General features: G+C 66.3%; 16 protein-coding genes. All 16 read left to right on the forward strand.

Features of this window, described 5'->3' with window-relative positions; all coding sequences use genetic code 11:
* Positions 1-19 precede the first annotated feature (19 nt).
* The 16 genes from ftsY to JQT59_RS19680 all read left to right on the forward strand — a co-directional run bounded on the left by ftsY (position 20) and on the right by JQT59_RS19680 (position 16,573).
* Positions 20-1,435 (forward strand): signal recognition particle-docking protein FtsY, encoded by a 1,416-nt coding sequence (ftsY, locus tag JQT59_RS19605; RefSeq protein WP_213571653.1) that lies wholly within the window; start codon positions 20-22, stop codon positions 1,433-1,435.
* 224 nt (positions 1,436-1,659) lie between these two features.
* Positions 1,660-2,979 (forward strand): ammonium transporter, encoded by a 1,320-nt coding sequence (locus JQT59_RS19610; RefSeq protein ID WP_284707283.1) that lies wholly within the window; start codon positions 1,660-1,662, stop codon positions 2,977-2,979.
* Between the two features lie 4 nt (positions 2,980-2,983).
* Positions 2,984-3,322, forward strand: a complete 339-nt coding sequence (locus JQT59_RS19615) for a P-II family nitrogen regulator (RefSeq protein ID WP_005240467.1) — start codon at positions 2,984-2,986, stop codon at positions 3,320-3,322.
* Positions 3,312-5,855, forward strand: coding sequence for a [protein-PII] uridylyltransferase (locus JQT59_RS19620; RefSeq protein WP_213571654.1), 2,544 nt, complete (start codon positions 3,312-3,314; stop codon positions 5,853-5,855). Before JQT59_RS19615 ends, JQT59_RS19620 begins: the two co-directional genes overlap by 11 nt.
* Before the next feature lie 76 nt (positions 5,856-5,931).
* A complete protein-coding gene (ffh, locus tag JQT59_RS19625) occupies positions 5,932-7,515 on the forward strand; it encodes a signal recognition particle protein (RefSeq protein ID WP_159926136.1) in 1,584 nt (527 codons plus the stop codon).
* Positions 7,516-7,519: 4 nt separating this feature from the next.
* Positions 7,520-8,605 (forward strand): amidohydrolase family protein, encoded by a 1,086-nt coding sequence (locus tag JQT59_RS19630; RefSeq protein WP_213571655.1) that lies wholly within the window; start codon positions 7,520-7,522, stop codon positions 8,603-8,605.
* 179 nt (positions 8,606-8,784) lie between these two features.
* A complete protein-coding gene (gene rpsP / locus JQT59_RS19635) occupies positions 8,785-9,246 on the forward strand; it encodes a 30S ribosomal protein S16 (RefSeq protein WP_159926140.1) in 462 nt (153 codons plus the stop codon).
* Complete coding sequence (locus JQT59_RS19640) at positions 9,243-9,485, forward strand: RNA-binding protein (protein WP_005240479.1); 243 nt, start codon at positions 9,243-9,245, stop codon at positions 9,483-9,485. The genes rpsP and JQT59_RS19640 overlap by 4 nt, the downstream gene beginning before the upstream one ends.
* A gap of 13 nt (positions 9,486-9,498) precedes the next feature.
* A complete protein-coding gene (rimM, locus tag JQT59_RS19645) occupies positions 9,499-10,044 on the forward strand; it encodes a ribosome maturation factor RimM (RefSeq protein ID WP_208963556.1) in 546 nt (181 codons plus the stop codon).
* A 10-nt stretch (positions 10,045-10,054) separates the two neighbouring features.
* Positions 10,055-10,747, forward strand: a complete 693-nt coding sequence (gene trmD, locus JQT59_RS19650; RefSeq protein WP_213577897.1) for a tRNA (guanosine(37)-N1)-methyltransferase TrmD — start codon at positions 10,055-10,057, stop codon at positions 10,745-10,747.
* Between the two features lie 148 nt (positions 10,748-10,895).
* Positions 10,896-13,211 carry a Tex family protein gene (locus JQT59_RS19655; protein WP_213571656.1) on the forward strand — a complete coding sequence of 772 codons (2,316 nt, stop codon included), beginning with the start codon at positions 10,896-10,898 and terminating at the stop codon, positions 13,209-13,211.
* 105 nt (positions 13,212-13,316) lie between these two features.
* Positions 13,317-14,222 (forward strand): hypothetical protein, encoded by a 906-nt coding sequence (locus JQT59_RS19660; protein ID WP_159927606.1) that lies wholly within the window; start codon positions 13,317-13,319, stop codon positions 14,220-14,222.
* A 94-nt stretch (positions 14,223-14,316) separates the two neighbouring features.
* Positions 14,317-14,658 (forward strand): 50S ribosomal protein L19, encoded by a 342-nt coding sequence (gene rplS / locus JQT59_RS19665; protein ID WP_072687550.1) that lies wholly within the window; start codon positions 14,317-14,319, stop codon positions 14,656-14,658.
* A gap of 81 nt (positions 14,659-14,739) precedes the next feature.
* A complete protein-coding gene (gene lepB / locus JQT59_RS19670) occupies positions 14,740-15,519 on the forward strand; it encodes a signal peptidase I (RefSeq protein ID WP_109330959.1) in 780 nt (259 codons plus the stop codon).
* Entirely contained in the window at positions 15,516-16,196 is a 681-nt protein-coding gene (locus JQT59_RS19675) for a ribonuclease HII (RefSeq protein ID WP_109330957.1), read from the forward strand. The genes lepB and JQT59_RS19675 overlap by 4 nt, the downstream gene beginning before the upstream one ends.
* Before the next feature lie 59 nt (positions 16,197-16,255).
* A complete protein-coding gene (locus JQT59_RS19680; protein ID WP_005240496.1) occupies positions 16,256-16,573 on the forward strand; it encodes a DUF2469 domain-containing protein in 318 nt (105 codons plus the stop codon).
* Positions 16,574-16,586 lie beyond the last annotated feature (13 nt).

A 16,586-nucleotide genomic window follows, 5' to 3' on the forward strand; every position in this document is an offset into this window, starting at 1 on the left:
GAAACCGGAGCCTGAAACAATGGGCGACGTGACTACCGGAGCCTGGATTGCCATCGCGGCCGCATTGGCCGTTCTTCTCGTCGTTCTCGTTGTCGGATCAGTGCTGTACCGGCGACGCCGGATCTCCCTGAAGGCGCCCGACACGCCACAGATCGCCGCGGAGAAGGACCGGTCGGGCGGCTATCGGGCAGGCACCGGTTTCAGTTTCAGTGAAGGGTCGACGGCGACTGCTCCGCCGCGTGAACCCGCGCCGGCGCCACGACCCCCGGCCCCGACACCGGCGCCCACTCCCGAGGTGGTCCCGCCCGCGAAGCCGACGACGACGCCGGACGAGGTGATTCCGGCTCCCGAAAAGCCCGCGGACACGGATTCCGTGATCACACCCGAGCCCGTGGTCGCGCCGGAACCCGTGGTCGCATACGAGCCGGTGGTCGCACCCGAACCCGTGGTCGCACCTGAGCCGGTGGTCACGCCGGAACCGGCAGCGCCGCCCGTGCCCGCGCTCGACGAGATCGCCCCGACCGAGGGCCGACTCGACCGCCTGCGCGGTCGGCTGTCCCGCTCTCAGTCCGCTGTCGGGAAGAGTCTGCTGGGCCTGCTCGGTGGCGGCGACCTCGACGAGGATTCGTGGGAAGAGGTCGAGGACACTCTTCTGATCGCGGACCTCGGCTCGGCGACCACCACGAAGGTGGTCACCGCGCTGCGTGAGCAGATGGCGGCGCGGAGCGTCCGTACCGAGGCAGACGCGCGGGCACTGCTGCGCGAAGTGTTGATCGCTGAGCTACGGCCCGAGCTCGATCGATCGATTCGTGCGCTGCCGCACGATGACCACCCTGCGGTCCTCTTGGTCGTCGGAGTCAACGGCACCGGCAAGACGACCACCACCGGCAAGCTCGCGCGTGTTCTCGTTGCCGACGGCAGACGCGTCCTGCTGGGGGCAGCGGACACGTTCCGCGCCGCGGCTGCGGACCAGCTCCAGACGTGGGCGGAACGCGTGGGCGCCGAGGTGGTTCGGGGCAAGGAAGCAGCGGATCCGGCTGCCGTCGCATTCGATGCCGTGTCGAGGGGCATCGAGAACGGCGTGGACGCCGTGCTGATCGACACCGCGGGCCGCCTCCACACCAAGACAGGATTGATGGACGAGCTCGGCAAGGTGAAGCGGGTGATCGAGAAGAAGGCGTCGGTGGACGACGTGCTTCTGGTACTCGATGCGACGATCGGCCAGAACGGTCTGGCGCAGGCACGCGTGTTCGCCGAGGTCGTCGACATCACCGGAGTGGTGCTCACGAAGCTCGACGGCACGGCCAAGGGTGGCATCGTCTTTCAGGTGCAGCACGAACTCGGTGTTCCGGTGAAGCTCGTCGGACTCGGCGAAGGCGCCGACGATCTCGCCCCGTTCGAGCCGGGTGCATTCGTCGACGCCCTGCTGGGCTGAGCGGAACGACCTCACAAAACCTGGAATTGCCGCGACGAAACCTGTACGCAACACAAATGGGTGATGCGTTCACCTGCGCGAAACAGTGCAGTGGCACGGCTGAAACACCGCATGAGCACCCTTCTTCTCAGGTCGTCAGCCAGCAACGGGCTGGGCTGAGAAGGAGGAGGCTCAAGGTGGATTTCCCCACTATCGGTGCACCGGACACCGGGGACACAGCGTGGATGCTGACCAGCGCCGCGCTTGTGTTGCTCATGACTCCGGGTCTTGCGTTCTTCTACGGCGGCATGGTTCGTGCCAAGAGCGTGCTGAACATGGTCATGATGAGCGTCAGCGCCATGGGCGTCGTCGGCATCCTCTGGGTGCTCTACGGCTATTCCATCGCGTTCGGTGAAGACCAGTCGAACCTCTTCGGTGACCCGTTCCAGTACTTCGGCTTGAAGGGACTGATCGGCGGCTCGTACCTCGCGGAAACCGATGACGCCGGTTCGGTCATCGCCGATTCGGCGATCCCCCTCGTCGGAACGATTCCCGCGACGGTCTTCGTGGCCTTCCAGGCCATGTTCGCCATCATCACCGTTGCACTGATCTCGGGTGCCGTCGCAGATCGCCTGCGCTTCGGTCCCTGGCTGCTGTTCGCCGGCCTCTGGGCGACGGTCGTGTACTTCCCGGTGGCGCACTGGGTCTTCGCCTTCGACGGCGTCACCGCCGAGACCGGTGGCTGGATCGCCAACAAACTCGCCGCCATCGACTTCGCCGGTGGTACGGCCGTGCACATCAACGCCGGCGCCGCCGGACTCGTCCTCTGCATCATCCTCGGGAAGCGCCGCGGCTGGCCGGGCACGCCCTTCCGCCCGCACAACCTGACCTTCGTGATGCTCGGCGCAGGCCTGCTGTGGTTCGGCTGGTTCGGCTTCAACGCAGGTTCTGCCGTCGGCGCCAACGGAATTGCCGGAGCGACCTTCATCACGACCGTCGTCGGAACGTGTGCAGCGATGCTCGCGTGGCTTCTCGTCGAACGCATCCGCGACGGCCATGCGACCACCCTCGGTGCCGCGTCCGGAATCGTGGCCGGTCTGGTTGCCATCACCCCCTCCTGCTCGTCCGTGAACGTCCTCGGCGCGTTGGCGATCGGTGTTGTCGCCGGTGCCCTCTGCGCACTCGCCGTCGGGCTCAAGTACCGCTTCGGCTTCGACGATTCACTCGACGTGGTGGGAGTGCACCTCGTCGGCGGCATCGTCGGAACTCTGATGGTCGGACTCGTCGCAACCACAGAGGCACCCGCGGGCGTCGACGGACTGTTCTATGGTGGAGGTTTCGATCAACTTTGGCGTCAGGCAGTGGGCGCCGGAGCAGTACTGCTTTACTCGCTCGTCGGTACGGCCATCGTTGCGTTGATCGTGAAGTTCACCATCGGTCTGCGGGTCAGCGACGAGGGTGAATCACTGGGAGTGGATGAGTCGGAACACGCAGAAACGGCTTACGATTTCGCTGCACTCGGCGGAAATTCGTCAACCGCTCGCGTGTCCGGCAAGGAGGGATGAGGAAATGAAGCTGATCACCGCAATTGTCAAGCCGTTCACTCTCGAGGACGTCAAGACGGGACTCGAGCAGGCGGGCGTCCTCGGAATGACCGTCAGCGAGGTCCAGGGTTACGGCCGCCAGAAAGGTCACACCGAGGTCTACCGCGGGGCCGAGTACTCGGTCGATTTCGTACCGAAGGTTCGAGTCGAGGTCGTCGTGGACGATGCGGCAGTGGACAAGGTCGTCGAGGTGATCGTCGAAGCAGCCCGCACCGGAAAGATCGGTGACGGCAAGGTGTGGGTGTCACCCGTCGAGTCGGTCATCCGGGTACGCACCGGGGAACGCGGCGCGGATGCGCTCTGACCCCAACGGGTCCGGTAAGACCGGCCCTGGTCCCGTCGCGAAGGCGACGGAACCAGGGCCGGTTGCGTCAGGCGGATCGAACGAAGCTGCGGACCTGGCCCGCGCACGCCGACAGCTCCTCAGCGGCGGTTCGGAGAGCACCCCGGGGGCGAGGGGAGGACACGGCCGAAGGCTCGACGCGCCTGCGCTCCGGCACGCCCTCGTCGACCTCCACGAATTCTGGCTGACCACGAAAGGCGCCGAACTCGGTATCAAGCCCGACTGCGGGTTCGCGCTCGTCGCGGTCGGCGGGCTCGGCCGCCGCGAGCTGCTGCCTTACTCGGACCTCGATCTCGTGCTCCTCCACGACGACATGGATCCTGCCGTGGTGTCGCGGGTTGCGGACCAGCTCTGGTATCCGCTGTGGGACGCGCACATCAAACTCGACCACAGTGTCCGCACCATCCCGCAGGCGTTGCAGGTCGCATCCACGGATATCACTGCCGCACTGGGGATGCTCGAGGCGCGGCACATCGTCGGCGACGTCGAATTGAGCAACCTGCTCATCAGCGGCGTCCGGCGCCAATGGCGCACCGACATCCGCAACCGCTTCGACGAGCTGATCGCCCAGACCAGGTCGCGGTGGGAACGTAGCGGCGAAATCGCCCATCGCGCCGAACCGGACCTCAAGAGCGGTCGCGGTGGACTGCGGGACGTACAGCTGCTCAACGCGCTGTCCATCGCGCAGCTCACCGACGGCATGCCCGGACTCGGACCCGAATCGCCCGGTGGGGGACTCGCATTGGCGCATCGTCGTCTCCTCGACGTGCGTACCGAGCTGCACCGGGTCGCGGGACGCCCCCGTGACCAGCTGCGGGCCCAGGACGCCGACGAGATCGGCGCGGCGCTGCGGATCGGGGATCGTTTCGATCTGGCCCGCATGCTCAGCGACGCCGCCCGCACCATCAGCTACTCGGTGGATGTCGGGGTGCGGACGGCGGGAAATGCCCTGCCCCGCCGTGGTCTCGCGCGACTGCGGAGGCCGCCTGTGCGGCGACCTCTCGACGAGGGTGTGGTCGAGCATGCCGGCGAAGTGGTTCTGGCGCGCGATGCCCGGCCCGGCAAGGACCCCGGTCTCGTCATGCGGGTGGCGGCAGCGTCGGCCACCACAGGCATGCCGATGTCCGCTTCGACGCTGAACCGCCTGGCCGACCACGCGCCGGAACTGCGGGAACCATGGCCCAAGGAGGCGGTCAACGACCTTCTGGTCCTCCTCGGCTCGGGAAGCAGGGCCGTCGCCGCGATCGAAGCGCTCGACCGTACGGGACTGTGGGGGCGGCTTCTGCCGGAGTGGGGAGCCGTCCGCGACCTACCGCCGAGGGACGCCGTGCACACGTGGACGGTGGATCGTCATCTCGTCGAAACCGCGGCGTACGCGAGCGGTTTCACCACGCGCGTCGCCCGGCCCGACCTGCTGATGCTCGGCGCTCTGCTCCACGACATCGGGAAGGGGCGGGGAGGTGACCACAGCGTCGTGGGAGCCGAACTGGCGATCCAGATCGGTAAGCGGCTCGGGCTGTGGCCGTCGGACATCGCGACGTTGACGGCGATGGTGCGCCATCACCTGCTGTTGCCGCAGACCGCGACCCGACGCGACCTCGACGATCCGGAAACGGTGGAACGGGTCGTGGAGGCGCTCGGCGGGGACGGGGTACTCCTGGAGCTGCTGCACGCGTTGGCCGAGGCCGATTCGCTCGCGACGGGTCCCGGCGTGTGGGGCGACTGGAAGTCGTCGCTCATCGGGGAGCTGGTCCGCAGGTGCCGCATGGTCATGGCGGGTGAGGATCTTCCCGCGCCGGATCCGCTCGATCCGGAACATGTCGCGCTGGCGGCGGGCGGTGGGGTCCATGTCGCGCTGAACCCGGCCGACAGTCCCCACACCTACGTGGTCACCGTGATCGCCCCCGACGAGCGCGGACTGTTGTCGAAAGCCGCCGGAGTGCTTGCGCTGCATTCCCTTCGGGTCTATTCGGCCTCGTTGGGCAGCTCCGGTGATTCGGCCGTCAATTCCTTCGTCGTGTCGCCGCGCTTCGGAGCACCGCCGCAGGCAGGGCTGCTCAGGCAGGAGTTGATCCGAGCGCTGGCCGGCGAACTGGATCTGCTGGAGATGCTCACGGCCAAGGAGGACGAGGCCCGCGAGAGCCAGCGCGTCGCGGCGGAGGAAGAGCGGGGAGACGCCGTTCCCGTGTTGTACGCGCAGGCCCCGCCGCGGGTCCTCTGGTTCGACACCGCGGTCCCCGGCGAGGTGATTCTCGAACTGCGTGCGGAAGACAGGCTGGGTCTCCTGTGCCGGCTGGCCGCCGCGTTCGATACCTGCGGCGCGGACGTCCGGTGGGCGAAGGTGACGACGCTGGGATCATCGGTCGTCGACTCGTTCTGCCTCGATGTCGGCGATCACGACACGCGGGCGAGCAGGGAAGAGGTCGAGCGCGCCATCCTCGGCGTCGTTCCGCTGCCGAAGCCGAAGAAGCAGGAGGGCAGCGGGCGGGAGTGATCGGCCGGACCGGAGCGGTTACGCTGGTGCCCGAGAATATCCACCGCATACTCGCACGACTTCAGGAGCGCACTCGGTGTTCGAATCCCTTTCCGACAGGTTGACCGGAGCCCTCAAGGATCTGCGTGGCAAGGGTCGCCTTTCCGGGGCCGACATCGACGCCACGTGTCGTGAGATCCGGTTGGCTCTGCTCGAGGCGGACGTCGCGCTGCCCGTGGTGCGCGCGTTCATCGCGAGGATCAAGGAGCGGGCCAAGGGCGTCGAGGTGTCCGCGGCGCTCAATCCGGCGCAGCAGGTCGTCAAGATCGTCAACGAGGAACTCGTCGGGATCCTCGGCGGTGAGACCCGTCGACTTGCGTTCGCCAAGACACCGCCGACCGTGATCATGCTCGCCGGTCTGCAGGGTTCGGGTAAGACCACTCTCGCCGGCAAGCTCGCCAAGTGGCTGCGCGATCAGGGGCACACCCCACTGTTGGTGGCGTGCGACCTGCAGCGTCCGGGTGCTGTCACCCAGCTGCAGATCGTCGGTGAACGCGCAGGCGCCGCCGTGTTCGCGCCCCACCCGGGCACGTCGATCGGCGGCGGTGACAACCCGCTCGGGATCACCGCGGCAGACCCGGTCGAAGTCGCGCGGTCCGGTATCGACGAGGCCCGCAACAAGCAGTACGACGTCGTCATCGTCGACACCGCGGGGCGCCTGGGTATCGATGCAGATCTGATGGCGCAGGCCGCGGGCATCCGCGATGCTGTCGATCCGGACGAAACTCTCTTCGTTCTCGACGCGATGATCGGCCAGGATGCGGTCAGTACCGCCGAAGCCTTCCGTGAAGGCGTCGGATTCACGGGTGTCGTGCTCACCAAGCTCGACGGTGACGCTCGCGGCGGCGCGGCTCTGAGCGTCCGTGAGGTCACCGGACAGCCCATCCTCTTCGCCTCCACGGGTGAGAAGCTCGAGGACTTCGACGTCTTCCACCCCGACCGGATGGCCAGCCGCATCCTCGGCATGGGTGACGTCCTCAGCCTCATCGAGGCGGCCGAGCAGCACTTCGATGCCGAGCAGGCCGAGGCCACCGCGCAGAAGATCGGCTCGGGGCAGCTGACCCTCGAGGACTTCCTCGAACAGATGATGGCCGTCCGCAAGATGGGGCCCATCGGCAACCTCCTCGGGATGCTTCCCGGCGCCGGTCAGATGAAGGACGCCCTCGCCAACGTCGACGAGAAGCAACTCGACCGGGTGCAGGCCATCATCCGGGGCATGACACCGGCGGAGCGCGAAGACCCCAAGATCATCAACGCTTCGCGCAGGCTGCGGATCGCCAACGGCTCGGGCGTCAAGGTGTCCGACGTCAATCAGCTCGTCGACCGCTTCTTCGAAGCCCGCAAGATGATGGCGGCGATGGCCGGTCGGATGGGCATGCCCGGATCCCGCAAGCCGCAGCGCAGCAAGAAGGGCAAGAAGGGCAAGAAGGGCGGGAAGGGTCCGACGCCGCCGAAGGTGCGCGGAGGATTCCCCGGGGGCATGCCGGGTGGTTTCCCCGGAATGCCCGGTGGCCTTCCGGCAGGCATGCCGGATTTGTCGAGCATGCCGAAGGGGCTGGACGAGCTACCGCCCGGTCTCGAAGGCATCGACCTGTCGCAGTTGAAGCTGCCGAAGAAGTAGAGCGATGAGCGCACTGCACTTGCGGGGTATCGGCCTGCCCGGCGAACAGCCCGTCGAATACTGGGTGGATCAAGGGGTCGTTTCCACCGAGCCGATCGCCGGTGCCGAGACCATCTGTGATTCGGGGTGGATCGTTCCCGGACTGGTCGATGCGCACTGCCATGTCGGCATCAAGTTCGGCGGCGGCGGTGGTGAGAGCATCGAGGGGCTGATCGCGCAGGCGGAGACCGAGCGCGATGCCGGTGTCCTCCTGATCCGCGACGCCGGGTCTCCCGTGGACACCCGATTCCTCGACGAGCGGGTCGACCTGCCGCGAATCGTCAGGGCAGGTCAGCACATTGCCGCGCCCAAGCGATACATTCCGGGGCTGCCGGTAGACCTCGAGGACGAGGAGCAGTTGCCGGCCGAGGTTGCGCGGCAGGCGCGCGCCGGTGACGGCTGGGTCAAGCTGGTCGGTGACTGGATCGACAGGTCGATCGGTGACCTCGCACCCTTGTGGAGCGACGACATTCTGGTGGAAGCCATCGCCGCCGCCCACCGAGAAGGCGCACGGGTCACGGCCCACGTCTTCGCCGAGGACGCGCTTCCCGGTCTGATCAACGCCGGTATCGACTGCATCGAGCACGGTACGGGGCTCACCGACGAGACGATCGAGCTGATGGTGGGGCACGGCACTGCCCTCGTCCCGACGCTCATCAACATCGCTACCTTCCCCGAGATCGCCGACTCTGCGACGCGGTACCCGGTGTACGCGGCTCATATGCGGGACCTGCACTCGCGGGTGAAAGACACGATCGGCGCGGCCCACGAGGCCGGGATTCCGATTTACGCGGGCACCGATGCCGGCGGATCCATCGTGCACGGCCGGATCGCCGACGAGGTCGAGGAGCTCAAAGCCGTCGGGCTGTCGCCGACCGACGCGCTCGGCGCTGCGTGCTGGAACGCCCGGACCTGGCTGCGGCATCCCGGGCTGGAACCGGGCGCACCCGCGGATCTGCTCGTCTACCGGGACGACCCACGTACCGGAAGCGACGCCCTCGCCGCACCCGACATCGTGGTACTGCGCGGAAATGTCGTCAAGACGCGATGACCTGGTTTTACCCTGACGGTGCTCGTCTGGCAGAATGATCCGCTGTTCGTCGCATCCGGTTCCGTACCGCGCGGCGGTCACAGGTGAGAGGCAAAACCGGACGCACTATTCCTGTGCGTCGCTGAATTGCACGTGACAATGTGTGCACTTGGTGTGCGCACCGAAGGAGAAGTACAGCAGTGGCTGTCAAGATCAAGCTCACCCGGCTCGGCAAGATCCGGAACCCGCAGTACCGCATCGTCGTTGCCGACGCCCGCACCCGTCGCAACGGCCGCGCGATCGAGACCATCGGCAAGTACCACCCCAAGGAAGAGCCCTCGCTGATCGACATCGATTCCGAGCGGGCGCAGTACTGGCTGGGCGTGGGCGCGCAGCCCACCGAGCCCGTCGAGGCACTCCTGAAGATCACCGGCGACTGGCAGAAGTTCAAGGGCCTGCCGGGTACCGAGGGCACTCTCCGTGTCAAGGAAGCCAAGCCGTCCAAGCTGGAGCTGTTCCAGGCTGCGCTGGCGCAGGCCGAGAACGAGCCGGTGTCCGAGGCCATCACCCCGAAGAAGAAGAAGGCCAAGGCCGATGACGCCGAGGCTGCTGCCGACGCGTCGGGTGCAGAGGCCGAGAACTCCGAGGCTGCTGACAAGTGAGTGCCGTCGTCGCCGATGCCGTGGAGCACCTCGTTCGTGGCATCGTCGCCAATCCCGACGACGTTCGTGTCGAGCTGATCACCGGGCGTCGGGGGCGCACTGTCGAGGTTCACGTCAATCCTGACGACCTCGGCAAGGTCATCGGACGTGGCGGTCGCACAGCGACAGCGCTGCGCACGTTGGTCTCCGGTATCGGTGGCCGCGGGATCCGTGTCGACGTCGTCGACACCGATCAGTAGCGGCCGCACAGCAGTGGAGCTCGTCGTCGGCCGTGTCGCCAAGTCACACGGCATCAAAGGGGAAGTCGTCGTCGAGGTTCGCACCGACGAACCCGAACAGCGTTTCGCTCTCGGTGCCGTGCTGCGGGGACGGAAGCCGCGCGAGCAGAAGCTCACCACGTACACGGTAGAAGCCGCCCGGGAGCATTCCGGGCGGCTTCTGCTGCGCCTCGAGGGTGTAGCGGATCGTGCTGCCGCCGATGCGTTGCGCGGCACGCTCTTCGTCATCGACAGTGCGGAACTCGAACCGTCCGAGGACCCGGACGAGTTCTACGATCACGAACTCGAGGGCCTTGCCGTTCGGCTGGCGGACGGCACTCCGGTGGGTACCGTCGTCGAGGTACTGCATTCGGCGGCAGGCGAACTCCTGTCCGTCCGTCGTGAGGGGGCGCCGGAATTACTCGTTCCGTTCGTCGCCGCGATCGTGACCTCGGTGTCCGTTGCGGACGGCGTCGTCGAGATCGACCCACCGGAAGGGTTGCTCGACCCTGACTTCGGTGAATCTCCTGTCGGCGAATGAGCCGGTAACCATGCGTCTCGACGTGGTCACCATCTTTCCGGAGTACCTCGAGCCCCTTCGCGCTGCCCTGCTCGGCAAGGCGATCGACAAGGGACTCCTCTCGGTAGACGTGCACGATCTGAGGAACTGGACGCACGACGTCCACAAAGCTGTCGACGACTCGCCCTATGGCGGCGGCCCCGGAATGGTCATGAAACCCAGTGTGTGGGGACCGGCCCTGGATGACGTCCTCGCCCGGGGCGGGGACGACGCCGACACACTTCTGGTGGTCCCCACACCGGCGGGCGTCCCCTTCACCCAGGCGACGGCGGAACGCTGGGCAGGGGAGCGCCACATCGTTTTCGCCTGTGGGCGATACGAAGGCATCGACCAACGAGTCATCGACGACGCTGCCCGGCGCGTGCGGGTCGAAGAAGTCAGCATCGGCGACTACGTCCTCATCGGGGGTGAGGCGGCAGTACTCGTCATGGTCGAGGCCTTCGTCCGGCTGGTCCCCGGTGTCCTGGGCAATCAGCAGTCACACCAGGAAGATTCGTTCAGCGACGGGCTCCTCGAAGGGCCGAGCTACACCCGGCCTGCCACGTGGCGCGGACTCGACGTCCCACCGGTGCTCTTGTCGGGTGACCACGCCAAGATCGCGCAGTGGCGCCACGAGCAATCGTTGCAGCGCACCGCGGAGCGCCGGCCGGACCTGTTGCCCTGAGTCAGCCCAGCGGCTGTCCCCGGTCGTCGATGCCCCGCGCACCGGATCTGTCCCCGGAGGCGACGGCCGGCATGAAACGCCGCTTTCGCACTCCCGACCGCCTCACCGCCGACGAGGGTGTCCCCCGGTAGCGGTAGGGTCCATTTTTGTGACTCTGAAGACCGTGAACCAACGCATTGCCGAGGAGCTCGACGTCCGGGAGGGACAGGTCGCGGCCGCCGTGGACCTCCTCGACGGCGGGGCCACCGTTCCCTTCATTGCCCGTTACCGCAAGGAAGTCACCGGAACCCTCGACGACGCTCAGCTTCGCCAGCTCGAAGAGCGGCTCCGCTACCTGCGTGAGCTCGACGAACGGCGTGTCGCGGTACTCGAGTCGATCGACTCGCAAGGCAAGCTCGACGACCAGTTGCGCGGACAGATCATGACGGCCGAGACCAAGGCTCGGCTCGAAGACATCTATCTGCCCTTCAAGCCGAAGCGGCGCACCAAGGCGCAGATCGCCCGCGAGGCGGGTCACGAGCCTGTCGCCGATGCGCTGATCACAGACCCCGCCACCGACCCCGCGTCCTACACGGCCGAGCAACTCGAGGGTGCGCGAGCGATTCTCGTCGAGCGTTTCGCCGAGGACGCCGATCTGGTGGGCGATCTGCGCGAGCTGATGTGGACGCGCGGCAAGCTGGTTTCCGTCGTCCGCAAGGGCAAAGAGACAGAAGGCGCGAAGTTCGCCGACTACTTCGAGTTCTCCGAGCCGTTCACCACCCTCCCCTCGCACCGAATCCTTGCCGTGCTGCGTGGTGAGAAAGAAGAGGTACTGACGCTCACGCTGGCTCCGGACCGGGATGAGCCGGTTCCCGGTGAACCGACCGTCTACGAGGGCCGAATCGCAAGCCGGTTCGGGATCGCCGACCGTGGCCGGCCGGCCGACAAGTGGTTGCTCGACACGGTGCGGTGGGCGTGGAAGACGAAGCTGCTCGTCACGCTGGGCATCGACGTCCGGATGAGGTTGCGTCAGTCGGCAGAGAAGGACGCTGTCGACGTCTTCGCCAACAATCTCCGCGACCTGTTGCTCGCGGCGCCGGCAGGCACCCGCGCCACGATGGGTCTCGACCCGGGTTTCCGCACCGGAACGAAGGTGGCCGTCGTCGACGCGACCGGCAAGGTAGTTGCGTACGACACCATCTACCCGCACCAGCCCCACAACAAGTGGGACGCCGCGCTCGCCACCCTCGCCGACCTGGTGGCTCGCCACGGCGTGGAGTTGATCGCTATCGGAAACGGCACCGCATCGCGTGAGACCGACGCGCTCGCCACCGAACTGATCGCGAAGTCCGGTGCCACCAACCTCACCAAGATCGTGGTGTCCGAGGCCGGCGCGTCGGTGTACTCGGCATCCGCGTACGCGTCGCAGGAACTGCCTGACCTCGACGTCTCCATCCGCGGCGCCGTGTCGATCGCCCGTCGACTGCAGGACCCCCTCGCGGAGTTGGTGAAGATCGACCCCAAGTCGATCGGTGTGGGGCAGTACCAGCACGACATTTCGGAGACGCTGCTCGCCCGGTCCCTCGGCGCTGTGGTCGAGGACGCGGTGAACGCGGTCGGTGTCGATGTGAACACGGCGTCCGTGCCGTTGTTGTCCCGCGTGTCCGGTATCGCAGGCTCCTTGGCCGAGAGCATCGTCGCGCACCGGGACCAGAATGGCCCGTTCCGGAGCCGCAAGGGACTCAAGGATGTCGCTCGACTCGGGCCCAAGGCGTTCGAACAGTGCGCCGGCTTCCTCCGTATTCCCAACGGCGACGATCCGCTCGATGCGTCCAGCGTGCACCCGGAGGCGTACCCGGTGGTGCGCAAGATCGTCGGCGCCAGCGGCAGCGGTGTGCGCGACGTCATCGGCAACACGGCGGTTCTCCGCAGCCTCAATCCCGCAGACTTCGTCGACGACCGCTTCGGACTGCCGACGGTCACCGACATCATCAGTGAGCTGGAGAAGCCCGGGCGCGACCCGAGGCCGGAGTTCAAGACGGCGACGTTCGCCGCGGGCATCGAAAAAGTGGCGCACCTGAAGCCCGGGATGACACTCGAAGGAGTGGTCACCAACGTGGCAGCGTTCGGCGCCTTCGTCGACATCGGCGTGCACCAGGACGGTCTCGTCCATGTCTCCGCCATGTCTCACAACTTCGTGAAGGACCCGCGCGACGTCGTGAAGTCGGGCGATGTGGTGAAGGTGAAGGTGCTCGAGGTGGACGAGGCGCGGCAGCGCATCGGGCTGACCTTGCGGCTCGATGACGAGGTGGGCGCGGCGGCGCGCAAGAGCGAGGGCCAGCGCGGCGGGGGACAACGGCAGGATCGCCGCGGGGGCGGTAAGCCCCAGCAAGGTGGCCGCGAACGCGGCGGCCGGGATGCGCGCCCGGCCCCCGCCGGTGGCTCGATGGCGGATGCTTTGCGGAAGGCAGGCTTCGGCAAGTAATCAGCACCGTGTCTGATCAGCACCGTGTCTGATCAGCACCGTGTCGGGCACGAGCATTCGCTTTTCGATGGAGTGACCAGTTCTTTGCTGGGATAGTGGATGTCCATGTACGAATGGCTGGATCGGGAGATCGTCGGGCACGGGCGCCTGCCCCTGCTCTTCTTCCTGCTGGGGTTTCTCGGGGCCTTCCTCTTCATTCGACTGAGCGTCCGGATGATCCGCGCGGAGGTGTCGTGGTGGCCGGGGAATGTCAAGCCCGGCGGGCACCATGTGCACCACGTCGTCTTCGGTGTAGTCACCATGCTGATCTCGGGTGTCGCGCTCGTCGCCGTCTACGTGGACGGGACACAGACCACCGGCGCGGTGCTCGCCACCTTCTTCGGAATCGGCGCCGCACTGGTGCTCGACGAGTTCGCACTGATCTTCTATCTGCAGGACGTGTACTGGGCCGACGAGGGGAGGGCGTCGGTGGACGCCGTCTTCGTGGCGATCGCCGTCACAGGCCTGCTGCTGCTCGGACTCAGACCGCTCGAGTTGATGGACGTCACCAGCTTCCGCGACTCACCCGACCCGTGGGTCCGGGTGGCGATCGGCGTGCTCTCCGTGGTCAATCTGCTCATCGCCGGCGTGGTGCTGCTCAAAGGGAAAATTTGGACCGGGCTGCTGGGTCTGTTCATTTTTCCGATCCTCTTGGTCGGCGCCATCCGGTTGAGCAGGCCGAGCGCGCCGTGGGCCCGCTGGCGATACACCAGCAAGCCCAAGCGGATGCTTCGCGCGCTCGAGCGCGAACGGAAATTGCGCCGACCGGTGATCCGGGCCAAGATCTTCGTGCAGGACTTCATCGCGGGGACCCCGAGCGCCGAGCACGTGAAGGAAGCTGCCGAGCACGCCAAGGTGGCCGCGGAGGCGGAACTCGACGAGGTGGTGCATCCGGCGCCCCCGCCGATTTCGTCACGCGCGGTCGCGTCTGGCACAATGGACGGGTTGCCTGGACCAGGCAGCATTACGTGAACTGGGCACGAACCAGACGAGCAACGGCGTTCCTCGAACGTTCGGGTGCCGCTCGGTTCCTCTGCTCCTGCGAATACGCAAGGATGGAACACCGATGAACACGCTCGATTTCCTGGACAAGAAGTCCCTCCGCGACGACATCCCCGACTTCCGTCCCGGTGACACCCTGAACGTGCACGTCAAGGTCATCGAAGGCTCCAAGGAGCGTGTGCAGGTCTTCAAGGGTGTCGTCATTCGCCGCCAGGGCGGCGGCGTCCGCGAGACCTTCACCGTCCGCAAGGTGTCCTTCGGCGTCGGCGTCGAGCGCACCTTCCCCGTGCACAGCCCCAACCTGGCCCAGATCGAGGTCGTCACCCGCGGTGACGTTCGTCGCGCCAAGCTGTACTACCTCCGCGATCTCCGTGGCAAGGCTGCCAAGATCAAGGAAAAGCGCTGAGCTTTCCCAGAAGCCCGGCACTGCGTTCGCGCAGTGCCGGGCTAATCTGATTTCGTGACAGATTCTTCGAAGGAGCGGGCATTGTCGTCGGAATCCGATACCACCGGCGATCCCGCGGTCGCATCCGCCCCTGCGGGTGCGACAAAGCCGGAGAAGAAGCCCCGCTCTTTCCTGCGCGAGTTGCCGATCCTCATTCTGGTCGCGCTCGTGCTGAGTTTTCTTCTGCAGACCTTCATCGCCCGCGTCTATCTCATCCCGTCGGAGTCGATGGAACCCACCCTTCACGGATGTGCCGGGTGCACCGGCGACCGCATCGTCGTCGAAAAGGTCGGTTACCACTTCGGTGAACCTCAGCCGGGTGACGTCATCGTCTTTCGTGGTCCCGACTCCTGGTCGCAGGATTTCGTCTCCATTCGTTCCTCGAATGTGGTGGTTCGCGGCGCACAAGAACTCGGTTCATTGGTCGGCCTCGTGCCGCCGGACGAGAACGACCTGGTCAAGCGAGTGATTGCCACCGGCGGCCAAACCGTCGAATGTTGCGACGAACAGGGACGCATCCTCGTCGACGGCAAACCCCTCGACGAGCCGTACGTCGTGACGGACTTCCCGTTCGTGCCCGGTTCGCAGGCCTGCGACACCGCGCTGAAGTCGGCGCGCTGCTTCGGTCCGGTTACCGTCCCGGAGGGGCACGTGTGGGTGATGGGTGACAACCGCAGCAATTCGGCGGACTCGCGATATCACGTCGGCGACGACATGCAGGGCACCATTCCGCTCGACAACGTCATCGGCAAGGCGGTCGTTATCGCATTGCCACCGTCGCGGATGGGCACCATCAGCTCCCCCGATATTCAGGGCAAGTGACTTCCTGGCCGCCACGTATCGTCATCCGCAGGTCGGCTGGTCTGCGGACGATGGAATCGGCCCTCATTCGTAGCGGGCTGGGGCCGGTGGCGGGCGTGGACGAGGCGGGCCGGGGAGCATGTGCGGGTCCACTCGTCGTAGCGGCCTGCGTCCTGGCCCCCAAGCCCTATCCCGCCCTGGCTCGGCTCGACGATTCCAAGAAGCTCACCGAACGGACGCGTGAGGAGCTCTACCCGGCTATCACCCGGCTTGCCCTGGCATGGAGTGTCGTGTCCATTTCGGCCGAGGAGGTCGACCGCATCGGAGTACACGTTGCCAACATCGAGGGCATGCGTCGGGCGGTTGCCGGGTTGTCCACCACGCCGGGTTACGTCCTCACCGACGGTTTCCGCGTGCCGGGTATCCCCGCTCCCTCCTTGCCGGTCATCGGCGGTGACGGCGCGGCGGCATGCATCGCGGCCGCGAGCATCCTGGCGAAGGTCACCCGCGACCGCGTCATGGTGGAGATGGACGACGAGTATCCGGGTTACGGGTTCGCGATCCACAAAGGCTATTGCACATCCGCACACACGAGCGCGCTCGAGGCGTTGGGCCCCTGTCGCGAGCACCGCCGGTCGTGGGCGAACGTCGCCGCGGTACGGAACCGAGTGCAGGGCACCGCGGCACCGAGTGGATAACCGTTCGGAAAGTGCGAGATGATGACTATTCACACCAGAGCAGGAGGACTCCGAGACCGATGAGTGCCGAGGATCTCGAGAAGTACGAAACCGAGATGGAGCTGTCGCTCTACCGCGAGTACCGGGACATCGTCGGTCAGTTTTCTTATGTCGTGGAGACCGAGCGCCGGTTCTATCTGGCCAACTCGGTGGAGTTGCTGCCGCACAACGCGGATGGTGAAATCTACTTCGAGCTGCGCATGTCCGACGCGTGGGTCTGGGACATGTATCGGCCCGCGCGGTTCGTGAAGTATGTCCGGGTCATCACCTTCAAGGATGTGAACATCGAGGAACTGGACAAACCTGACCTACGGCTGCCCGACAACGGGTTGTCCTGAGGTTTCGTCCACG

Source organism: Rhodococcus sp. USK13 (genome assembly GCF_018343855.1).
Taxonomy (GTDB): domain Bacteria; phylum Actinomycetota; class Actinomycetes; order Mycobacteriales; family Mycobacteriaceae; genus Rhodococcus_F; species Rhodococcus_F oxybenzonivorans.

Excerpts from the sequence above, each read along its gene's own strand:
- ftsY (WP_213571653.1), top strand. The coding sequence starts at position 20 with ATGGGCGACGTGACTACCGGAGCCTGGATTGCCATCGCGGCCGCATTG.
- JQT59_RS19610 (WP_284707283.1), top strand. The coding sequence starts at position 1,660 with ATGCTGACCAGCGCCGCGCTTGTGTTGCTCATGACTCCGGGTCTTGCG.
- JQT59_RS19615 (WP_005240467.1), top strand. The coding sequence starts at position 2,984 with ATGAAGCTGATCACCGCAATTGTCAAGCCGTTCACTCTCGAGGACGTC.
- JQT59_RS19620 (WP_213571654.1), top strand. The coding sequence starts at position 3,312 with ATGCGCTCTGACCCCAACGGGTCCGGTAAGACCGGCCCTGGTCCCGTC.
- JQT59_RS19630 (WP_213571655.1), top strand. The coding sequence starts at position 7,520 with ATGAGCGCACTGCACTTGCGGGGTATCGGCCTGCCCGGCGAACAGCCC.
- trmD (WP_213577897.1), top strand. The coding sequence starts at position 10,055 with ATGCGTCTCGACGTGGTCACCATCTTTCCGGAGTACCTCGAGCCCCTT.
- JQT59_RS19660 (WP_159927606.1), top strand. The coding sequence starts at position 13,317 with ATGTACGAATGGCTGGATCGGGAGATCGTCGGGCACGGGCGCCTGCCC.
- rplS (WP_072687550.1), top strand. The coding sequence starts at position 14,317 with ATGAACACGCTCGATTTCCTGGACAAGAAGTCCCTCCGCGACGACATC.
- JQT59_RS19680 (WP_005240496.1), top strand. The coding sequence starts at position 16,256 with ATGAGTGCCGAGGATCTCGAGAAGTACGAAACCGAGATGGAGCTGTCG.